Below are 17158 nucleotides of genomic sequence, written 5' to 3'. Positions count from 1 at the left end.
AAGGTTAATACATGCTCCTGTTGTTAGGGAGGCAGCACCTCCTTTATTGATAGTCGTGTTCAAATAACAAGATTAGAAGTTTGGGTAACTAATAAGCAAAATCGAGTTAGTACAACAAATAATAATTTAAGAAATATTATTGCACTTCAGGATTTAGGTGAAGGCCAGTTGTCAGGAATCCCAGATAGCGAAGTTGTAGTTTTGAATCCATCTGCAGGGATGTTTTTCAACCGATCAATACACCAGCAAATAATGGGAATAATAAATATGACCCAAAATTAATTGCTGGAGGAACAGGTTTTTTAAATAGTCAGATTTGTGAAATCGTTACTTCAAATAAAGGATTTAATGCAATTACAGTAAGTGAAGGTCAGGATTATTCCAAATTAGAAAATGCAAGAAAGTTAAATGCAAACGAATAGACTTTTTCATCCACGATTAGGATATGTTTCGTTGCCGAACAACGTTTAGCAAATGATGAAGTTCTGGCGGTAGCCTATGAATATGCAATGGGAGATCAGGTATATCAAGTTGGAGAATTTGGGAATGATGGTGTGGATGGTACAATTGTAACAGGAAACAACCCTTAGACCAAGTAATCATAACGCAGAGTTTGATTTTGAAAATGCTAAAAAGTAATTGACCAATGTTAAAAATCCAGTTTGAATTTGATGATGAAAAACATCTATCGAGGTATTCCTGGAGCATATCAAATAAAGCCAGGAAGATTTCAGATTTAATATTTTATATACAGATCCATCTCCTATAAACTATATTACACCAGTTTCAGGAACACGTTTCCTCCAAATCTTCACCAGGTAACAAGATAACGGATACACCTTTGTTAAAAGTGTTTAATTTGGATAAATTAAATTATAATAATGACCCGCAAGTGGGAGGTGATGGTTTTTTTGATTTCTTGCCAGGATTAACCATGGATGCGCAAAATGGTAGAATCATATTTACAACTAAAGAGCCTTTTGGGGAACTATTATTCTCTAAATTATCAAATAACGCTGGAGAAGATTATCATAATACAAGTATATAACCCGAATCAGAGTGATATTATCCGTAATATGTATGCCAATACGCAATCAGGAGCTTTACAAGATAGTGATAAAAATAAATTCTTATTGAGAGGTAAATATAAATCTACAGGCGGTGATGGAATTCCTATCGGAGCCTTTAATGTTCCTCGAGGATTGGTTGTAGTTACTGCGGCAGGTCGTGTATTCATCAGAAGGAATTGGTTGTCGCGTAAATTATCAATTAGGAAGAGTTAGCAATTTTGGATCCTTCACTTCAGGCATCAAATACGCCAATTGAAATTTCATTAGAGAATAATTCTATTTTCGGACAACAAACCCGAAGATTTATGGGGATAGATGTACAGCATAAAATTTCAGATAATTTTACAGTTGGAGGTATTTCTGTTTTTACAAAATGACCAAGAAGCCGTTTACACAAAAATCAAGTTACGGACAGGAATCTGTAAACAATATGATTTATGGTTTCAATACAAATTTCTCTACAGAAGTTCCTTTCTTTACCCGATTAGTAAATAAATTGCCATTTATGGATACTGATGTTCCCTCTAATTGTTGGATAAGAGGAGAAGTTGCTTTCTTAAAACAGGAACTCCAAAAGCAGATAATTTAGAAGGAGAATCAACTATTTATGTAGATGATTTTAAAGGTCACAATCAACAATAGATATGCGCTCGGCATATGCGTAAAGTGGCATGGACACACAGATAATAATGCATTGAGTGCCTATAATTTAATGCACAAAAATAATGATTTAAGCTACGGTTTTAAAAGAGCAAAATTATCATGGTATACAATCGATCCAATTTTTTATGCTTCGAAACCGTATCAAGAAATCTATAATGATGATATTCGTTGAACTCAACCCATAAATTATAGTAAGAATGTATCCACTAACTGATATTGTCAAGGACAATCACAAGTGGTAAATACATTAGATTTAACATACTATCCATCAGAGAGAGGGCCTTATAACAATAATTTAAATTATGCAACGACTCCAAAAGATAATTTTGGAGGGATAATGCGCGCTTTAAGTTCAACCGATTTTGAACAAGGAAATGTTGAGTACATCCAGTTTTGGGTATTAGATCCATTTGTAGGAGCAGGACAAACAGATCAAACTAATACAGGTAAGGTTTATTTTAACTTGGGAGAAATTTCAGAAGATATTTTAGAAGATTTAGGTAGAAAGCAATATGAAAATGGTTTAGGGCCAAATCAAATAGTAGTGAAGCCTCAGCCTTTGTGGGGAGATGTTCCAGCATCGCAATCTTTAATTTATGCATTTGATAATAATAGTTAAATCGAGCAAATCAAGATGTAGTTTTGATGGTTTACCAAATGGAAGAGAAGGATCAATTTATAATAATTTTGCCTCAGAAGCAGATCCAGCAGCAGATGATTATAGATATTATTTAAATACTACAGGTGGAGTTCTTAGATCGATTATAAAAATTATAATGGAGTAGAAGGAAACTCAGCAGTAGATATAAATGATGCTAATAGAGCTTCAACAACACTTCCAGACGTTGAAGATATTAATAGAGATAACACCATGAATACGATTAATGCTTATTATGAGTATGGTGTTGATATTAAGCCGAATATGAATGTCGGGCAAAATTATATTACAGATATAAAAAATATAGGTAACCATGGCAAATGGTTCAGTTACCGATGCTAGATGGATTCAGTTTAAGATTCAGTTTCACAACCTCAAAATACTATTGGTAATATATCCGATTTCAGATGAATTCGTTTTATGAGAATGTTTATGACAGGGTTTGCAAGTAACGTTACAGTTCGTTTTGGAGCATTAGATTTAGTGAGAGGAGAGTGGAGAAGGTATACAAGTACATTGGATCCAGCAGATGTTAATGTACGGAGGTAATACAACTTTTGATGTTTCTGCAGTAAATATTCGAAAAAATAGTACCAGATGTCCAATAAATTATGTGTCACCTCCAGAAGTAGCACGAGAGCAATTGTATAATAATAATACGATTATCAATCAAAATGAGGCAGGCGTTGGCATCCAGGTTTAGGAAATGGTTTACAGCCAAAAGATTCCAGAGCAGTATTTAAAAATTAAGTGTTGATATGCGTCAATACAACAGATTGAAAATGTTTTTACATGCAGAATCATTACCAGAAGAAATAGTATTGAAAGATGGACAAATGGTAGGTTTTATTCGTTTTGGAAATGATTTTACTCAGAATTTCTATCAAATTGAAATACCTTTAAAAGTAACAATTCCAACCTCAATGACAGGAAAAGATTGTTCACCTTTAAGTCCAGAAGTTGTTTGGCCGGAAGAGAATAATATTGATTTGGCTCTTGAATTATTGACACAGATGAAAATTAAGGCAATGAAAATTGATCCAAATACATTGCCGCTAGATGGAATATATTATCCAGATGATGATGTAATCAATTCAGGAGGAGATGGAGACAGTAAATTGCGATTCAGGGATAAAAGGGAATCCGAATTTTGGATTAGTTAGGAAGTTAATGATAGGTTCAAAAACGTAGAAATGCACCAGGATGTTAAAGGAGAAGTTTGGTTTAATGAGTTGCGTCTTGCCGAAATGGATAATAAAGGAGGGATGGCAGCGGTACTGAATATTGATACCAATTTTGCTGATTTTGCTACAGTTTTCAACAGGAAAAAAAGTAGAAATAGGATTCGGTTCTTTGGAACAAGAGGACCAAATGAAAGAAGCAGAGAAGATATACAACAATATAATATTGTAACTAATTTAAATTTAGGAAAGCTATTACCACCAAAGTGGGGTATTAATTTGCCTCCTAATTATGCAGTAGGGAGAAGGAATAATTACTCCAGAATACGACCCGTTTAACGAAGATATAAAACTTAAGCAGTTACTGGATGTAACTACAAATGCTGCAGAAAGAGAGAATATAAGAAATCGAGACTATTGATTATACAAAGCGTAGAAGTATCAATTTTATTGGAGTTAGAAAAGATAGAGCACCAGAACAAAAACAACATGTTTATGACCCTGAAAATTTTACATTTTCACAATCATACAATGAAGTAGAACGTCATGATTATGAGATAAGAAGTTATCAAGATCAGCAATCGAGTACAACTGTGAATTATGCATACAGCTTTCAACCAAAGGCAGTTGAGCCATTTAAAAAAAGCAAATACTTCAAGAAGAGTGACTATTGGAAGTTGTTGAGCGATTTTAATTTTAATTATTTGCCGTCAAATATTACATTTAATACTAATATTATAAGACAATACAACCGTCAGGAGTTTAGACAAGTTGAGAATGTTGAGGGTATTGGATTAGATCCGATGTATAGAAGAAATTTTGCATTTAACTACCAGTATGGATTTAATTTTAATCTTACGAAATCATTAAAAATAAACTATACAGCATCATCAAATAACATTGTTAAAAATTATATGAATGCTGATAACGAACCAATTGATAGCTTTAGTATTTGGGATAGCTACTGGGATATTGGTACGCCAAATCAGCATATGCAACAATTGGTTTTAAATTATGAGATTCCACTATATAAAATTCCAGTATTAGGATTTTTAAAAGCAAGTTATTCTTATACGGGAGATTATAGCTGGCAGCGTACGTCAGAGGCATTATCAAGATATGAAGATGATAAAGGGAATTCATATGACTTAGGAAATACAGTTCAAAATGCAAATTCGAATACCTTTACTGCAGCAATGAATATGAATACGCTTTATAAGTATTTGGGACTTACAAAAGGAGGAGCCAGAGCAACACCTAAAGTAAAACCAACTGTGCCGAAAACCAGGCGAGAAAGTAGTAAATACGAATCAAGCATTGGTAAAAAACAGTGCTTTCCAAGATGGTTTAATCGGAGTGTTAACAAGTATAAAAAATATTCAGGTTAACTATACAGTAAATAGCGGTACAGTTTTACCAGGATATACTCCAAGTGTTGGATTCTTAGGTTCGTCTCGACCATCATTAGGATTTATTTTTGGAAGTCAGGATGATGTACGTTATGAGGCAGCTAAAAATGGATGGTTAACTAATTATCAGGATTTTAATCAGAACTTTTCGCAGGTAACAAACAAGATGTTTAAAGCGACAGCTAATATTGATTTATTACCAGATTTAAAAATAGATTTGAACTTAGATCGTACTTATTCAGCTAATTTCTCAGAGCAATACGATGTTGATGCAACAGGATTGTATCATGCGAGATCACCATATAATTACGGAATGTTTTCTATTTCGACGATTTTGATAAAAACAGCTTTTTCTGCAAGTGACGAAAATTTTTCATCAGCATTTGAAGATTTTAGATCCAATCGTTTGGTAATTGCAAATCGTTTAGCAGAAAGTCATTATGGAAGTAGTAATATTCCTCGTTATGGTGATGCTGCAAATCCTATTCCGGTTAACCCAACAGATCCTAAATACGGTCAGAGAGATATTTATATATCAAATGAAGGGTTTCCTATAGGATATACAAAAAGTAATCAGGCAGTTTTGCTACCGTCCTTTTTGGCAGCTTATTCGGGAGGCAATGCTTCAAGTAGTTCGACGGGTATTTTTAGAAACTTCCCTCTTCCAAACTGGAGTATAAAGTACAATGGATTGATGCGTTATAGATATTTTAAAGAAAATTTCAAGCGTTTCTCATTGCAGCATAACTATAGAGCGTCTTATACGATTAATCAGTATCGTTCTAATTTTAAGTATGATCAAAATCCAGGTGGAGTTGATCCAGATAATGGTAACTTTTATAATGCGACAATCATGTCCAATGTTAATTTAGTGGAACAATTTAGTCCGCTTATCAGAATGGATTTTGAGCTAAAGAGTTCTTTGAAAGTACTTACGGAAATTAAAAAAGATAGAGCATTGTCAATGAGTTTCGATAATAATTTATTGACAGAAGTTAAAGGAATGGAATATATTATAGGTCTTGGATACCGTATTAAAGATGTAATTTTTTCTTCAACATTAGCTGATAGCCCTACAGGAATTATAAAAAGTGATATCAATATAAAAGGAGATTTGTCATATCGAAATAATCAAACAATGGTTCGTTATTTAGATTACGATAACAATCAATTGGCTGCAGGACAAAACATTTGGTCAATAAAAATTACAGCCGATTATTCATTTAGTAAGAACCTAACAGCAATCTTTTATTATGATCATTCATTTTCTAAAGCAGTTATCTCGACTTTATATCCTCTAACGAATATTCGATCAGGATTTACCATTCGATATAATTTTGGAAATTAAATTTCAAATTCTAAAGTGAATTTGATTAGAAGATTATTACATTTGCCCTATTAAAATTCAATTATCAATTATCAATAAGTATTTATTATGAATATACCAACAGAATTAAAGTACACAAAGGATCACGAATGGGTTAGCATTGAAGGCGATGTTGCAACAGTAGGAATTACACATTTTGCACAAAAAGAATTAGGAGACATCGTTTATGTTGAAGTAGAAACTTTAGATCAAACACTTGATAAAGATGAAGTTTTTGGAACAGTTGAAGCAGTAAAAACTGTTTCAGATTTGTTCTTGCCTTTGTCAGGAGAGATTATTGCTTTTAATGATAGTTTAGAAAGCGCTCCAGAAACAGTAAATTCAGATCCTTATGGCGCTGGATGGATGATTAAAATTAAAATTTCAAATACATCAGAATTAGATTCTTTATTATCTGATGAAGCATATAAAGAATTAATAGGTGCATAAAAAAATATTTTTTTTATGTTTGGCTTTATTGTGGACAGGGGTTATTATTTTTCTTTGTTTAACTGAGTCAAGTAATATACCAGTTGTAAGTATACCAAACATAGATAAATTAGCTCATTTTTGTTTTTATTTTGGTTTTACCTTTCTGTGGTTTTTGTATTTTAAAAAACAATTTAAAAATACAGATGACTTTAGACCATTATTACTTTCTTTTGTTTTTTCAACCTTTTTTGGAATTACAATTGAACTTTTACAAAGCGAATATACTTTAACAAGAAGTGCAGACATGATGGATTTTTTAGCAAATTCACTAGGAGCAGCATCAGCAATAATTGCTGTGCTGTTATTTAATAGGCTAATCACTAAAATAGTAAATTAATGAATCCCACTTCGGTGGGATTTTTGTTTTTAGAGGTCTGTAGGATGTACTATTTGTAGTGAAGATTTTGTTGTGCATAAGTTAGGTAAAACTAGCCGTTAATTCCAGACATATCCCAATATAAAATGTATTTTTGTCAATTAGGATTTAATACAATTAATTTATTATGGCTATGAATATTAGACAATACTTAGACTCGACATATTTAAAAACTGCAGAGCAGGCAAATTTGAGTGAAGCACAAAACACACAGGTAGTTAAGGATGTAATTGAAGAAGCTATAGCAGAACAATTTAAGTTGATAATGATTCGTCCAGATAAAGTAAGTTTAGCTAAAGAAATGATTTCGGATGCTAAATCGAATCTTTTGATAGGAACAGTAATAGATTTTCCTGAAGGTAAATCAAGTTTAGAAGAAAAGATTGCAGAGGCAAATATAGCAATACAAGATGGAGCAAATGAGCTGGATTTTGTATGTAATTATGAAGCTTTTAAAAATGGTGAAATTGATTTAGTTAAAAATGAAATTTTACAATGTACACTATTGGGATTAACTAATGGTAAAGTTGTGAAATGGATTATAGAAGTTGCTGCACTTAACGATAAAGAAATTATACAATTATCTGCATTAATAAAGAGTATAGTTATTCAGAATTTTGAGGAGAATGAATATTCATCTGTTTTTGTGAAATCATCTACAGGTTTTTATAAAACAGAAAATAATTTACCAAATGGAGCAACAGTACCATCAATTATTATGATGCTTGAAAATGCTTCGCCACTACCTGTAAAAGCAGCAGGTGGAGTAAGAACATATGAAGAAGCTGTTGAAATGATTAATCTTGGAGTGAAAAGAATAGGAACTTCAAATGCTAAAGCAATCGCAAACGGAGAAATTTCGCAAAACCAATATTAAAATTCACAACCAAAACTATATGAATAAAGGTTTCTTAGCTTTTCTTATAACATTATACTCATTACTAGCTTTTTCTCAGCAAGCGAATAATTTAACAGTCAATTCTAGTTTTACTTCCGAAGAGTTTCCGATTTTTCCAACATGTGAAAATTTAAAGGGGAAGGCATTGGAAAGTTGTTTTTATGACAAGGTTCAGGATTTTGTATTTAATAATTTTCAAGTGCCACCAACATTAAAACAGAATAATTATAAAGGAGATGTTAAGGTGCTTTTTGAGGTAGATAAAACGGGAGAATTTAAAGTAATATATGTTAATGCAAATAATGATGAATTAGTTCAGGAAACAAAACGTGTTTTTGCAGCATTTCCAAAGATTAAACCATCTACTTATGATGGGAAGTCTACTTATTCTAAATATACAATCATAATTAATATACCGCTAAAAACTGCAGGACAAATTTCAGAAGAAGCTATAGCGGCAGCTAAAATTATTAAACCAGCTACCAAACCATTAACCGAATTGGATAGTATTGTTTACAAGAAATATACAAATCCAGAATTCGAAAGTCATTTAAATATACCTTTTTCTCATAGTTATTACGCGCAATTTGATGGAGCGATGAATAGAGTGGGGAGTAACAATCATACAGCTTCAAAACCATATACGTATGCCGAAGTTTCTAAATATTATAATCTTAAAGCGGTGAATGAATCGCTTAAAAAGAATGTGTCTAGTTGGTTCGGGCGTAAGCTTTGGAACGAAAGTTTAGTCGAAATCGAAGGAGAAGGATATTGGTTTACATTAAATGCGATTATGGATTTACAAGTCGGTAAGGATACAAAAAGTGATGATTCTTATACTTACGTAAATACACGTGCGCTTAATTTTAGAGGAGGGTTGGGTAAGCAGCTTAATTTTACAACAACTGTTTTCGAGAGTCAAGGAAGATTTGCAGACTATTACAATAGTTATGCACAATCTATAAAACCTTCGGGAGGAAATCCTGGAGTAGTTCCGGGAATTGGAATAGGAAAGGAATTTAAAACAAACGGTTTTGATTTTCCTTCAGCCGAAGCAAATTTGACATACACACCAAGTAAGATTTTTAATTTTCAATTGGGTTATGGAAGAAATTTTATAGGAGATGGATATCGTTCTTTGTTAGAAAGTGATGGAGCAAGCCCGTATCCGTATTTTAAAATGAATACAACCTTTTGGAAGATAAAGTATACCAATACCTATATGTTTCTTAAAGATATTCGACAAGATGCAACAGTTGATAAAACATATGCCAGTAAGTTCATGGCAAACCATTATTTAAGTTTGAATGTTACAAATAGATTGAACTTAGGTTTCTTCGAATCTGTAATTTGGACAAATAGTAATGATAGAGGATTTGATATGGCTTTTGCTAATCCGATTATTTTTTATAGATCAGTAGAATTTGCTTCCTCATCCAAAAGCGGGAATGCTTTACTAGGGTTAACGGCAAAATACAAATGGAATGATCAAATAAACCTATACGGACAATTTCTTTTAGATGAATTTTCGGTTAGTGATATGAAAAGCGGAGAAAAAAGCTGGAAGAATAAATTCGGATATCAGTTAGGTGCTAAATATTATAACGCTTTTCAAATTCCAAATTTATTAGTACAGTTAGAATATAACCATGTGCGTCCATATGTGTATTCACATAGCGCAGTCATTACAAATTATGGACATAATAATCAGAGTATTGGGCACCAATGGGGCGGTAATTTTAGTGAGCTTATTGCAATAGCGCGTTATCATAAAGGAAGGTATTTTGCAGATGCAAAAATTACTACAGGTACAAGAGGATTAGATTTTGATACCGCAGAGGATTCATTTAATTATGGATCTAATATTTATAAAAGTTATGATAGTAAAAGACCTTACAACAAAGGAGTAAAAGTTGGACAGGGAAATAAAACGACAGTTTTTATTACAGATATACAGGCAGGATATTTGGTAAATCCAGCAACAAATTTAAAGTTATTCGGAAGCTTGATTTACAGAAGTTTTGATCCTACTAAAGATACGGAGACTACTTTTAAGAAAAGTACAACATGGTTTACTTTCGGGTTAAGGGCAGATGTCTTTAATTGGTATTTCGATTATTAGAATATTTAGTAAGATTTTTTGCAAATGATTCGCTTTTACAGTGAAATTAAGGTGTATTTGAATACTTCATTTGAAAAAATGTAATTTTATCATCCTGAATTCTGCAATCTAATTTGTACATTTGCACCAGTTTTGAAAAAACAAAAATAACATCGCATTGGACGCAACACAAAATACACTTTCACTCAAATCTATTTTTAATGATTTCAAGGAAATCACAAAAGCAGGACTCGCTGTAAGTGTTTTGTTTTCTTCAATAGCAGGTTATTTACTTGGTTTTGATGATAAACATCCTTTTCAATGGTCAGTACTTCTAATTCTAGCAATCGGAGGATACTGTATGGTAGGGGCTTCAAATGCTTATAACCAGGTTATCGAAAAAGATTTGGATGCCTTAATGGATAGAACAAAGAATCGACCAGTTCCTTCAGGAAGAATGTCGCCTAAAGTAGCTTTGTTTGTTGCAAGTTTGCTTACAATTATTGGATTAACTTTACTCTACACAATCAATCCTAAAACAGCAATGTTTGGTGCGATTTCTATATTTTTATATACTAGTGTTTATACACCATTAAAGACGGTAACATCATTATCGGTTTTTGTTGGAGCTTTTCAGGAGCAATACCATTTATGTTAGGATGGGTAGCAGCTACAGGAGATTTTGGTATAGAAGCAGGAACACTCTTTTTAATTCAGTTTTTTTGGCAGTTTCCTCATTTTTGGGCAATTGGTTGGTTTTTATATGAGGATTACGAAAAAGCAGGGTTTTTTATGCTTCCTACAGGGAAAAAAGATAAAGGAACCGCGTTACAGGTTATTTTGTATACAGTATGGCTTATAGTAGCGTCACTATTGCCTGCTTTAGGGTATACAGGTAAATTGTTTATTACGCCAATAGCAGCAGTTTTGGTGTTTTTGTTGGGGATTTGGATGTTGATTTATGCAGTTCGTTTGTATAAGTTAAGAACAGCTAAGGCAGCAAGAGCATTAATGTTGGTAAGTGTTTCTTATATTACCTTGTTGCAGTTGATTTATATATTTGATAAATTTTTAAGATAGTTATGGAAATGACAATGACAGCAGATGAAAATAGAGCAAGGAGCGCTAAGTCATCTAAATTAATTTTATTGTTCGCGATGGTCAGTATGACCATGATGTTTGCAGGACTTACAAGTGCTTTTGTGGTAAGTAAGTCAAGAACCGACTGGTTGAAGGATTTTCAATTGCCACCAGCGTTTTTTTATAGTACTTTGATAATTATAGGTTGTAGTGTCACTTTTCATTTAGCTAAAAAAGCAATGCAAAAAGACAACAGAAAAGCAACAACTAATTTACTTTTGACTACTTTAGCATTAGGAATTTTGTTTGTGGTTTTACAGTTTGTAGGATTTGGACAAATCGTTGCAAATGGGTACTATTTTACAGGAGCAGAAAGTACAATAACAACAACTTTCTTATATGTTGTAACAGTTACACACTTATTTCACTTAGCTGGAGGGATCATTTCTCTTTTAGTTATTATTTATAATCATTTTAAACAGAAATACAATTCGACTCAAACTCTTGGAATAGAACTAGGTGCAATGTACTGGCACTTTCTTGATTTCTTGTGGGTCTATTTATTTTTATTTTTATATTTCTTTAAATAAGAAAAAAACGTAAATTTGGGGAACTTTTTAACGAATATCTTTTATGGAAGCGACAGTTACTACTGCAAATAATGAAGAAAAAACTTGGGGAGGCGGCAATGAGCCATTAGGAGCAAGTTATGGTAAAATGATGATGTGGTATTTTATCGTATCGGATGCCTTAACGTTCTCTGGATTTCTAGCGGCTTACGGTTTTTCTAGATTTAAATTTATTGAAACTTGGCCATTGGCTGACGAAGTGTTTAATCACTTCCCTTTTATGCATGGTGTACCAGCGCCTATGTATTATGTCGCATTAATGACATTTATTTTGATTTTTTCATCTGTAACAATGGTTTTGGCTGTTGATGCAGGACACCAAATGAAGAAAAACAAAGTTGCAGTATATATGTTTTTAACTATTATTGGAGGTTTGATTTTCGTTGGATCACAAGCTTGGGAATGGAAAAACTTTATCAAAGGAGAATATGGAGCTATTGAAACAAAAGGAGGAAGTTTACTTCAGTTTGTAGATAAAGATGGTAAACGTGTTGCTCTTGCAGATTTTGCAGTAAAATTACCAGAAGCAAGAGAAGCATTAGACTTAGAGACAAAGGGAACTGGTTTATGAGCGATGCAGAAACATTGCCAACATATTCAGTAGCTGAAGTACAAGCAGGTTTTAAAGCGCATCCTGAATTATTAGTAAGAACAGAAAAACTTACTGAGAAAAAGCAAAAAACTATTCTAACAAGAGAAGAGTCTGAAGCTAGATTAAGTCAAGCTCATTATGTTGTTGAAGGTGCTAATTTGACTAGAAACGAATACGGAAATAAATTATTTGCTGATTTCTTTTTCTTTATTACAGGTTTTCACGGTTTTCACGTGATCTCAGGAATTATCATTAATATAATTATCTTTTTTAATGTATTGTTAGGTACTTACGAAAAAAGAAAAAGCTATGAAATGGTAGAGAAAGTTGGTTTATACTGGCACTTTGTCGATTTAGTTTGGGTATTTGTATTTACAGTTTTCTACTTAGTTTAATTTTAGATTTATATTATTATGTCACACGAATATGTATCACATACAAAAAGAATCTGGTTTGTTTTTGCACTTTTATCAGTTGTAACAACAGTAGAGGTTATCCTTGGGATTTATAAACCAGGAGTATTAGAATTTAATCATTTTATAGGTTTAAATTTATTGAACTGGATATTTTATATTCTAACAATATATAAAGCTTATTATATAGTATGGGCATTTATGCACATGGAAGGTGAAAAAAGTAGCCTAAGATGGTCAGTTGTTTCAACGGTTATTTTCCTAGTTTTATATTTATTGTTCATTCTCTTAACTGAAGGACATTATATTTATGGGGTTTTTAAAGATTCTACTATTAAATGGAATTTTTAACATGATATTAATTCAAAAAGAGGGTACGCATTGCGTACCTTTTTTTATTTTTGTACTTTAATTTTTTCCCTTGTATAATGAAAAAAAATATAGTTCTTTTTGTTCTCTTCGTTTTGCCTATAGTTGCTTATCTTTTTTTGCATCTGGCGTGAATGGTTTTACTAAACTACCTATCGTAACACCTAAAATTGCCAACTTAGGAGACTGGAAGTCTTTAAGAGGTGAAAAAGTTGGTTTGGATAATAAAATAACAATACTAGGTTTTTCAGGAGCAGAAATTCTAAAAAATCGAGGTAATTATTTTAATCTAAATGAAAAAGTTTACCAGCGTTATCATGGTTTTCAAGATTTACAATTTGTTGTAATTTGTCCTCTAGGAACAGAAGAGGATGCGCGTAAAGTTGTAGATGCCTTGGCGGCATTTACAGATGTATCACAATGGCATTTTGTTTTTGCTTCTCCAGCCGAAATTAGTACATATTATGATCAATTGCATTTGGTTGGAAAATTAGATCAGCATCTAGGAACGCCTAATGTTTTTATTGTTGATAAAGAACGCAATTTAAGAGGACGTAAAGATGAAAAAGATTATAAAGAAGGATATAATACTTTTCATCCTTCAGAGCTGAGTAATGAAATGCTGGATGATTTTAAGATTATCCTTTACGAATATCGTGCTGCTCTTAAGAAAAATCATAATGCGACAAAACAACTTTAAAATTATATTATCATGTTTAAAAACAAATCATATATCGGAATTTCATTTATAGTATTGATTTTTGGTATTTATGCTATTCCTAAAATTATAGATAGAGTAAAAAGTGATACAATCGTAAAAGGAAGTCGTTTGGATAGTGTTGAAGGTAAAAATGTTAAGGATGATGGGAAATTAGTAAAAATTGGCCCAGCTCCTAAATTTGAATTAGTAAATCAGGATAACGTTAAAATATCGGAATGAGACTTATAAAGGAAAAGTTTATGTTCTTGAGTTTTCTTCACAACCTGCCCATCAATCTGTCCTAAGATGAATTTGAGTATGTTGGAAATTGAGAAGAAATTTTTTGGAAATCCAAACTTTGGTATTGTTTCAATAACAATTGATCCTGCTCATGATACATCACAAGTTTTAAAAGATCACGCAAAGATGTTAGGAGTAAAGTCATCTAATTGGAATTTCTTAACAGGTGATAAAAATGTTATTATGGATTTATCTAATAAAGGATTTAATTTATATGCAGGAGCAAATAGTAAAGTGAGTGGAGGTTTTGAACATTCGGGTTTATTTGCCTTAATTGATAAAAATGGAGATATTCGTTGTCGTAAAGATGAATTTGGAAACCCAATACTTTATTACGATGGATTGGACAAAAAAGGAGTTAGAGATATACAACAAGATATAAATATATTATTAGAAGAATAAGATGGAGGATAATTCATTAGAAAAAAAATACAACAAGTATATTGTACTTGTTTCAATTGTAATTCCAGTTGTAGTAGCTATCTTATTTGGAGTTAAGCTCAAAGATTTCGGATATAATGTAGAGCCGCTTACTTTCTTACCGCCTATTTATGCTACAATAAATGGTATTACAGCTTTGGTTTTGGTTATTGCAGTTATGGCTATCAAAAAAGGAAATAGAAAGCTTCATGAACGTTTGATGACTACAGCAATAGCTCTTTCGTTAGCTTTCTTAGTAATGTATATTGCATATCATATGACATCGGATTCTACCAAATTTGGTGGTGAAGGAGCAATTCGATATGTGTATTTCTTTATCTTGATTTCTCATATTTTATTGTCAATTGCAATTGTTCCATTAGTTTTGATAACATATGTTCGTGCGATTGCGAAAAATTTTGATAACCATAGAAAAATTGCAAGAGTTACATTTCCACTTTGGTTATACGTTGCTATTACCGGAGTAATTGTTTATTTAATGATTTCCCCTTATTATGTTTAATATAAATACAAAGCAAAAGAAACTTGGTGTTTCTAGGCTAACAAACTTAGTTTCTTGTTGGTTATTTTTCTTTTTAATTTATCTGCTAATGCACAATGTGCAATGTGTCGTGCTGCTTTAGGGGGAGCGAAAACACAAAACAAGCAGAAGCAGTAAATGATCGGAATCGTTTACTTGATGGTAGTTCCGTATTTTTAGTTGGAGTAATTGGTTACTTGATTTATAGAATGTATCAAAATGCAAAAAGAAAAACGCATAAACTGATTTTATTTCAATCCGTTTACCGAGACATTCACAGTTCCCATTAACTTTTATAAAAGCAATAATGGCTTGATTTGTCAATTCTACTTTTTGAAACTCAATATCTTCCATTTTTCCATTTACAAAAACACAGGCATAGGAGAGTAGTTTTTAAGATAAGTAAGCATACTCTTTTTGCCTTCTTCTAAGTTAGGCTGTATAGAGTAACGACAGCTTTCTTGCATTTTCTTTAAGATATAACCTTGCATAAGCCAGTTAGCGGTACGAGTTAGTCTACTTTTTGTGTCTAGAACGTAGTCAAGTTTGTCAAAATAAAGTTCTTTTGTCTGGGGGTTATATTTTGGAAAACCATTTAGGTACAGTGTACCATTTACAGCACCTAAAACATCTAAGGCAATAATCATTTTTCCTTCTTTATGCCAGATTTCAACATTTTTCACAGTAATTTTTTTGCTTCCAGTCCCAAATTCTTGACCTGCGAAATTTTTAGTCATAATTTTGGAAGCATCTTTATAACTTGAAATTGCAGCGATATTTGCTGTAATTTGTTTTGGAATTTTTACAACAGGTTTTAAAAGTATTTTAGAAGCGCTAAATTTACTTTCAGGTTGCTTGCCAATTACTGTTTCCATATTGCATTTCATGCCCATTTCTAGTAAAAAAGAATCATTTTTTAGTTTTGCATCTGTAGAGTATATTTCTATAGGCACAATTCTAAGCCAGCTTTCATATTCCTCATTCATTTGAAATGGGGTACAGATTTTTTCTAAGGCAGCCAAAACATTTGGTTTAAAATCCATCGATTTTTCGATTGCAGCATCAATACTTTTTTCTATTTTTGATTTGAAAATAGAAACGGCTGGATTTATAAGATAAGTTACAGGCATATTTTTTCCAAAAACACTCATTGTTGGGCTCTCATTCCAATCTAATGATTTTAATTCGGTTTTAGTATTTAATTTCCAGTTGGTTAGACCTACTGAGCTGATTAATGTAATTACTCCATTCAGATTAAATTCTCGTGTATCGTATAATTCGACACCAAGCTTTTTAGTTCCTATTCGGTATTTTACAAGTGCTTTTAAAGGTAAAATAGTTTTTATTTTTTTCCAGGATTAGCCGGGTCAGTCTCGATTTTTATAGGGGCTAATTTCCATATTTTAATTTCGATATCGTCATCTTCAATGTTGTTATCTTCGTAAATTAAACCGTTAAGCAAAGTATTGGTTTGGTTTTCAATATCTTTTAGTTTTACAGTAATAGGTAAATTGATAAATGAAGGCGTATTGTCATATAGTAATGGGCTAGCGTCATCAGGTTCAGGTTTTAATGTTGCTAATTTTTGAGTAGAAGAACAACTGGTTGCAAATTGTAGAACAATTGAGAGTATTAGAAACAAAAATATTTTCTTCATTGTATTTTTTTTAAGATGCAAAATTAAGAAAACAAATATATTTTAAGATTAAAGTGTAACATTTTGATAGAGATTTAGTCTTATTGGTGTAATAGATTGGGATTATTAACATTTTATTATGGTAAATTGCTGGGCAAAATAGGTATTATTGTTTTAAAATTAACAAATCATGATTGGAATTAAAGACTTACATAAATCCTATAAAATGGGAAAATCTGAATTACATGTGTTAAAAGGTATTAA

19 protein-coding genes and 7 pseudogenes are annotated in these 17158 nt (G+C 32.0%); 25 read left to right on the top strand and 1 reads right to left on the bottom strand.

Features of this window, described 5'->3' with window-relative positions:
- The first annotated feature begins 859 nt into the window (after window positions 1-859).
- The 24 genes and pseudogenes from AC1RYN_RS08010 (at window position 860) to AC1RYN_RS07895 (ending at window position 15240) form a co-directional block, all read left to right on the top strand.
- Window positions 860-1048 carry a hypothetical protein gene (locus tag AC1RYN_RS08010; protein ID WP_481806543.1) on the top strand — a complete coding sequence of 63 codons (189 nt, stop codon included), beginning with the start codon at window positions 860-862 and terminating at the stop codon, window positions 1046-1048.
- A 28-nt stretch (window positions 1049-1076) separates the two neighbouring features.
- On the top strand, window positions 1077-1283 hold the full coding sequence (locus AC1RYN_RS08005; protein WP_481806542.1) for a hypothetical protein: 207 nt from the start codon (window positions 1077-1079) through the stop codon (window positions 1281-1283).
- Between the two features lie 5 nt (window positions 1284-1288).
- On the top strand, window positions 1289-1447 hold the full coding sequence (locus AC1RYN_RS08000; protein ID WP_481806541.1) for a hypothetical protein: 159 nt from the start codon (window positions 1289-1291) through the stop codon (window positions 1445-1447).
- Window positions 1444-1659, top strand: a complete 216-nt coding sequence (locus AC1RYN_RS07995) for a hypothetical protein (RefSeq protein WP_481806540.1) — start codon at window positions 1444-1446, stop codon at window positions 1657-1659. The genes AC1RYN_RS08000 and AC1RYN_RS07995 overlap by 4 nt, the downstream gene beginning before the upstream one ends.
- A gap of 24 nt (window positions 1660-1683) precedes the next feature.
- A complete protein-coding gene (locus tag AC1RYN_RS07990; RefSeq protein WP_481806539.1) occupies window positions 1684-1905 on the top strand; it encodes a hypothetical protein in 222 nt (73 codons plus the stop codon).
- A gap of 63 nt (window positions 1906-1968) precedes the next feature.
- Window positions 1969-2352 carry a hypothetical protein gene (locus AC1RYN_RS07985; RefSeq protein ID WP_481806538.1) on the top strand — a complete coding sequence of 128 codons (384 nt, stop codon included), beginning with the start codon at window positions 1969-1971 and terminating at the stop codon, window positions 2350-2352.
- Window positions 2336-2518, top strand: a complete 183-nt coding sequence (locus AC1RYN_RS07980; protein ID WP_481806537.1) for a hypothetical protein — start codon at window positions 2336-2338, stop codon at window positions 2516-2518. Before AC1RYN_RS07985 ends, AC1RYN_RS07980 begins: the two co-directional genes overlap by 17 nt.
- Window positions 2491-2940: pseudogene (locus AC1RYN_RS07975) on the top strand (hypothetical protein). The gene AC1RYN_RS07980 and the pseudogene AC1RYN_RS07975 overlap by 28 nt, the downstream one beginning before the upstream one ends.
- A complete protein-coding gene (locus tag AC1RYN_RS07970) occupies window positions 2921-3094 on the top strand; it encodes a hypothetical protein (RefSeq protein ID WP_481806536.1) in 174 nt (57 codons plus the stop codon). Before AC1RYN_RS07975 ends, AC1RYN_RS07970 begins: the two are co-directional and overlap by 20 nt.
- A gap of 79 nt (window positions 3095-3173) precedes the next feature.
- Window positions 3174-3554 carry a hypothetical protein gene (locus tag AC1RYN_RS07965; RefSeq protein WP_481806535.1) on the top strand — a complete coding sequence of 127 codons (381 nt, stop codon included), beginning with the start codon at window positions 3174-3176 and terminating at the stop codon, window positions 3552-3554.
- Window positions 3555-3584: 30 nt separating this feature from the next.
- The gene (locus AC1RYN_RS07960; protein ID WP_481806534.1) at window positions 3585-3911 is read left to right on the top strand and encodes a hypothetical protein; all 327 of its coding nucleotides are present in this window, start codon (window positions 3585-3587) and stop codon (window positions 3909-3911) included.
- 68 nt (window positions 3912-3979) lie between these two features.
- Window positions 3980-4960, top strand: coding sequence for a T9SS outer membrane translocon Sov/SprA (sov, locus tag AC1RYN_RS07955; RefSeq protein WP_481806545.1), 981 nt, complete (start codon window positions 3980-3982; stop codon window positions 4958-4960).
- Window positions 4890-6329, top strand: coding sequence for a T9SS outer membrane translocon Sov/SprA (gene sov / locus AC1RYN_RS07950; RefSeq protein WP_481806533.1), 1440 nt, complete (start codon window positions 4890-4892; stop codon window positions 6327-6329). The genes sov (AC1RYN_RS07955) and sov (AC1RYN_RS07950) overlap by 71 nt, the downstream gene beginning before the upstream one ends.
- 87 nt (window positions 6330-6416) lie before the next feature.
- The gene (gene gcvH / locus AC1RYN_RS07945) at window positions 6417-6797 is read left to right on the top strand and encodes a glycine cleavage system protein GcvH (RefSeq protein WP_481806532.1); all 381 of its coding nucleotides are present in this window, start codon (window positions 6417-6419) and stop codon (window positions 6795-6797) included.
- Window positions 6790-7176, top strand: a complete 387-nt coding sequence (locus tag AC1RYN_RS07940; RefSeq protein ID WP_481806531.1) for a VanZ family protein — start codon at window positions 6790-6792, stop codon at window positions 7174-7176. The genes gcvH and AC1RYN_RS07940 overlap by 8 nt, the downstream gene beginning before the upstream one ends.
- A 172-nt stretch (window positions 7177-7348) precedes the next feature.
- The gene (gene deoC, locus AC1RYN_RS07935; RefSeq protein WP_481806544.1) at window positions 7349-8092 is read left to right on the top strand and encodes a deoxyribose-phosphate aldolase; all 744 of its coding nucleotides are present in this window, start codon (window positions 7349-7351) and stop codon (window positions 8090-8092) included.
- Between the two features lie 19 nt (window positions 8093-8111).
- Window positions 8112-10235, top strand: coding sequence for a gliding motility protein RemB (locus AC1RYN_RS07930; RefSeq protein WP_481806530.1), 2124 nt, complete (start codon window positions 8112-8114; stop codon window positions 10233-10235).
- Window positions 10236-10392: 157 nt separating this feature from the next.
- A pseudogene (cyoE, locus tag AC1RYN_RS07925) lies at window positions 10393-11294 on the top strand (heme o synthase).
- Between the two features lie 2 nt (window positions 11295-11296).
- Window positions 11297-11884 (top strand): cytochrome c oxidase subunit 3, encoded by a 588-nt coding sequence (locus AC1RYN_RS07920; RefSeq protein ID WP_481806529.1) that lies wholly within the window; start codon window positions 11297-11299, stop codon window positions 11882-11884.
- 43 nt (window positions 11885-11927) lie between these two features.
- Window positions 11928-12910 (top strand): annotated as a pseudogene (locus AC1RYN_RS07915) (cytochrome c oxidase subunit 3).
- Window positions 12911-12928: 18 nt separating this feature from the next.
- Complete coding sequence (locus AC1RYN_RS07910; RefSeq protein ID WP_481806528.1) at window positions 12929-13279, top strand: cytochrome C oxidase subunit IV family protein; 351 nt, start codon at window positions 12929-12931, stop codon at window positions 13277-13279.
- Between the two features lie 77 nt (window positions 13280-13356).
- A pseudogene (locus AC1RYN_RS07905) lies at window positions 13357-13997 on the top strand (hypothetical protein).
- Window positions 13998-14009: 12 nt separating this feature from the next.
- Window positions 14010-14699 (top strand): annotated as a pseudogene (locus tag AC1RYN_RS07900) (SCO family protein).
- A gap of 1 nt (window position 14700) precedes the next feature.
- Window positions 14701-15240 carry a DUF420 domain-containing protein gene (locus tag AC1RYN_RS07895; RefSeq protein WP_481806527.1) on the top strand — a complete coding sequence of 180 codons (540 nt, stop codon included), beginning with the start codon at window positions 14701-14703 and terminating at the stop codon, window positions 15238-15240.
- Between the two features lie 266 nt (window positions 15241-15506).
- Here the strand turns inward: AC1RYN_RS07895 and AC1RYN_RS07890 are convergent.
- Window positions 15507-16915: pseudogene (locus AC1RYN_RS07890) on the bottom strand (DUF4403 family protein).
- 169 nt (window positions 16916-17084) lie between these two features.
- Here AC1RYN_RS07890 and AC1RYN_RS07885 point away from each other — a divergent pair.
- Window positions 17085-17158, top strand: a pseudogene (locus tag AC1RYN_RS07885) (macrolide ABC transporter ATP-binding protein); the annotation flags it as partial.

The organism is Flavobacterium sp. TC780 (assembly GCF_056783245.1).
This window is presented reverse-complemented; position numbering and strand designations above follow the sequence as displayed.

Coding starts and splice junctions, on each gene's coding strand:
- AC1RYN_RS08005 (WP_481806542.1), top strand. CDS start 1,077: ATGTATGCCAATACGCAATCAGGAGCTTTACAAGATAGTGATAAAAAT.
- AC1RYN_RS07995 (WP_481806540.1), top strand. CDS start 1,444: ATGACCAAGAAGCCGTTTACACAAAAATCAAGTTACGGACAGGAATCT.
- AC1RYN_RS07990 (WP_481806539.1), top strand. CDS start 1,684: ATGATTTTAAAGGTCACAATCAACAATAGATATGCGCTCGGCATATGC.
- AC1RYN_RS07970 (WP_481806536.1), top strand. CDS start 2,921: ATGTTAATGTACGGAGGTAATACAACTTTTGATGTTTCTGCAGTAAAT.
- AC1RYN_RS07965 (WP_481806535.1), top strand. CDS start 3,174: ATGTTTTTACATGCAGAATCATTACCAGAAGAAATAGTATTGAAAGAT.
- AC1RYN_RS07960 (WP_481806534.1), top strand. CDS start 3,585: ATGCACCAGGATGTTAAAGGAGAAGTTTGGTTTAATGAGTTGCGTCTT.
- gcvH (WP_481806532.1), top strand. CDS start 6,417: ATGAATATACCAACAGAATTAAAGTACACAAAGGATCACGAATGGGTT.
- deoC (WP_481806544.1), top strand. CDS start 7,349: ATGAATATTAGACAATACTTAGACTCGACATATTTAAAAACTGCAGAG.
- AC1RYN_RS07930 (WP_481806530.1), top strand. CDS start 8,112: ATGAATAAAGGTTTCTTAGCTTTTCTTATAACATTATACTCATTACTA.
- AC1RYN_RS07920 (WP_481806529.1), top strand. CDS start 11,297: ATGGAAATGACAATGACAGCAGATGAAAATAGAGCAAGGAGCGCTAAG.
- AC1RYN_RS07910 (WP_481806528.1), top strand. CDS start 12,929: ATGTCACACGAATATGTATCACATACAAAAAGAATCTGGTTTGTTTTT.
- AC1RYN_RS07895 (WP_481806527.1), top strand. CDS start 14,701: ATGGAGGATAATTCATTAGAAAAAAAATACAACAAGTATATTGTACTT.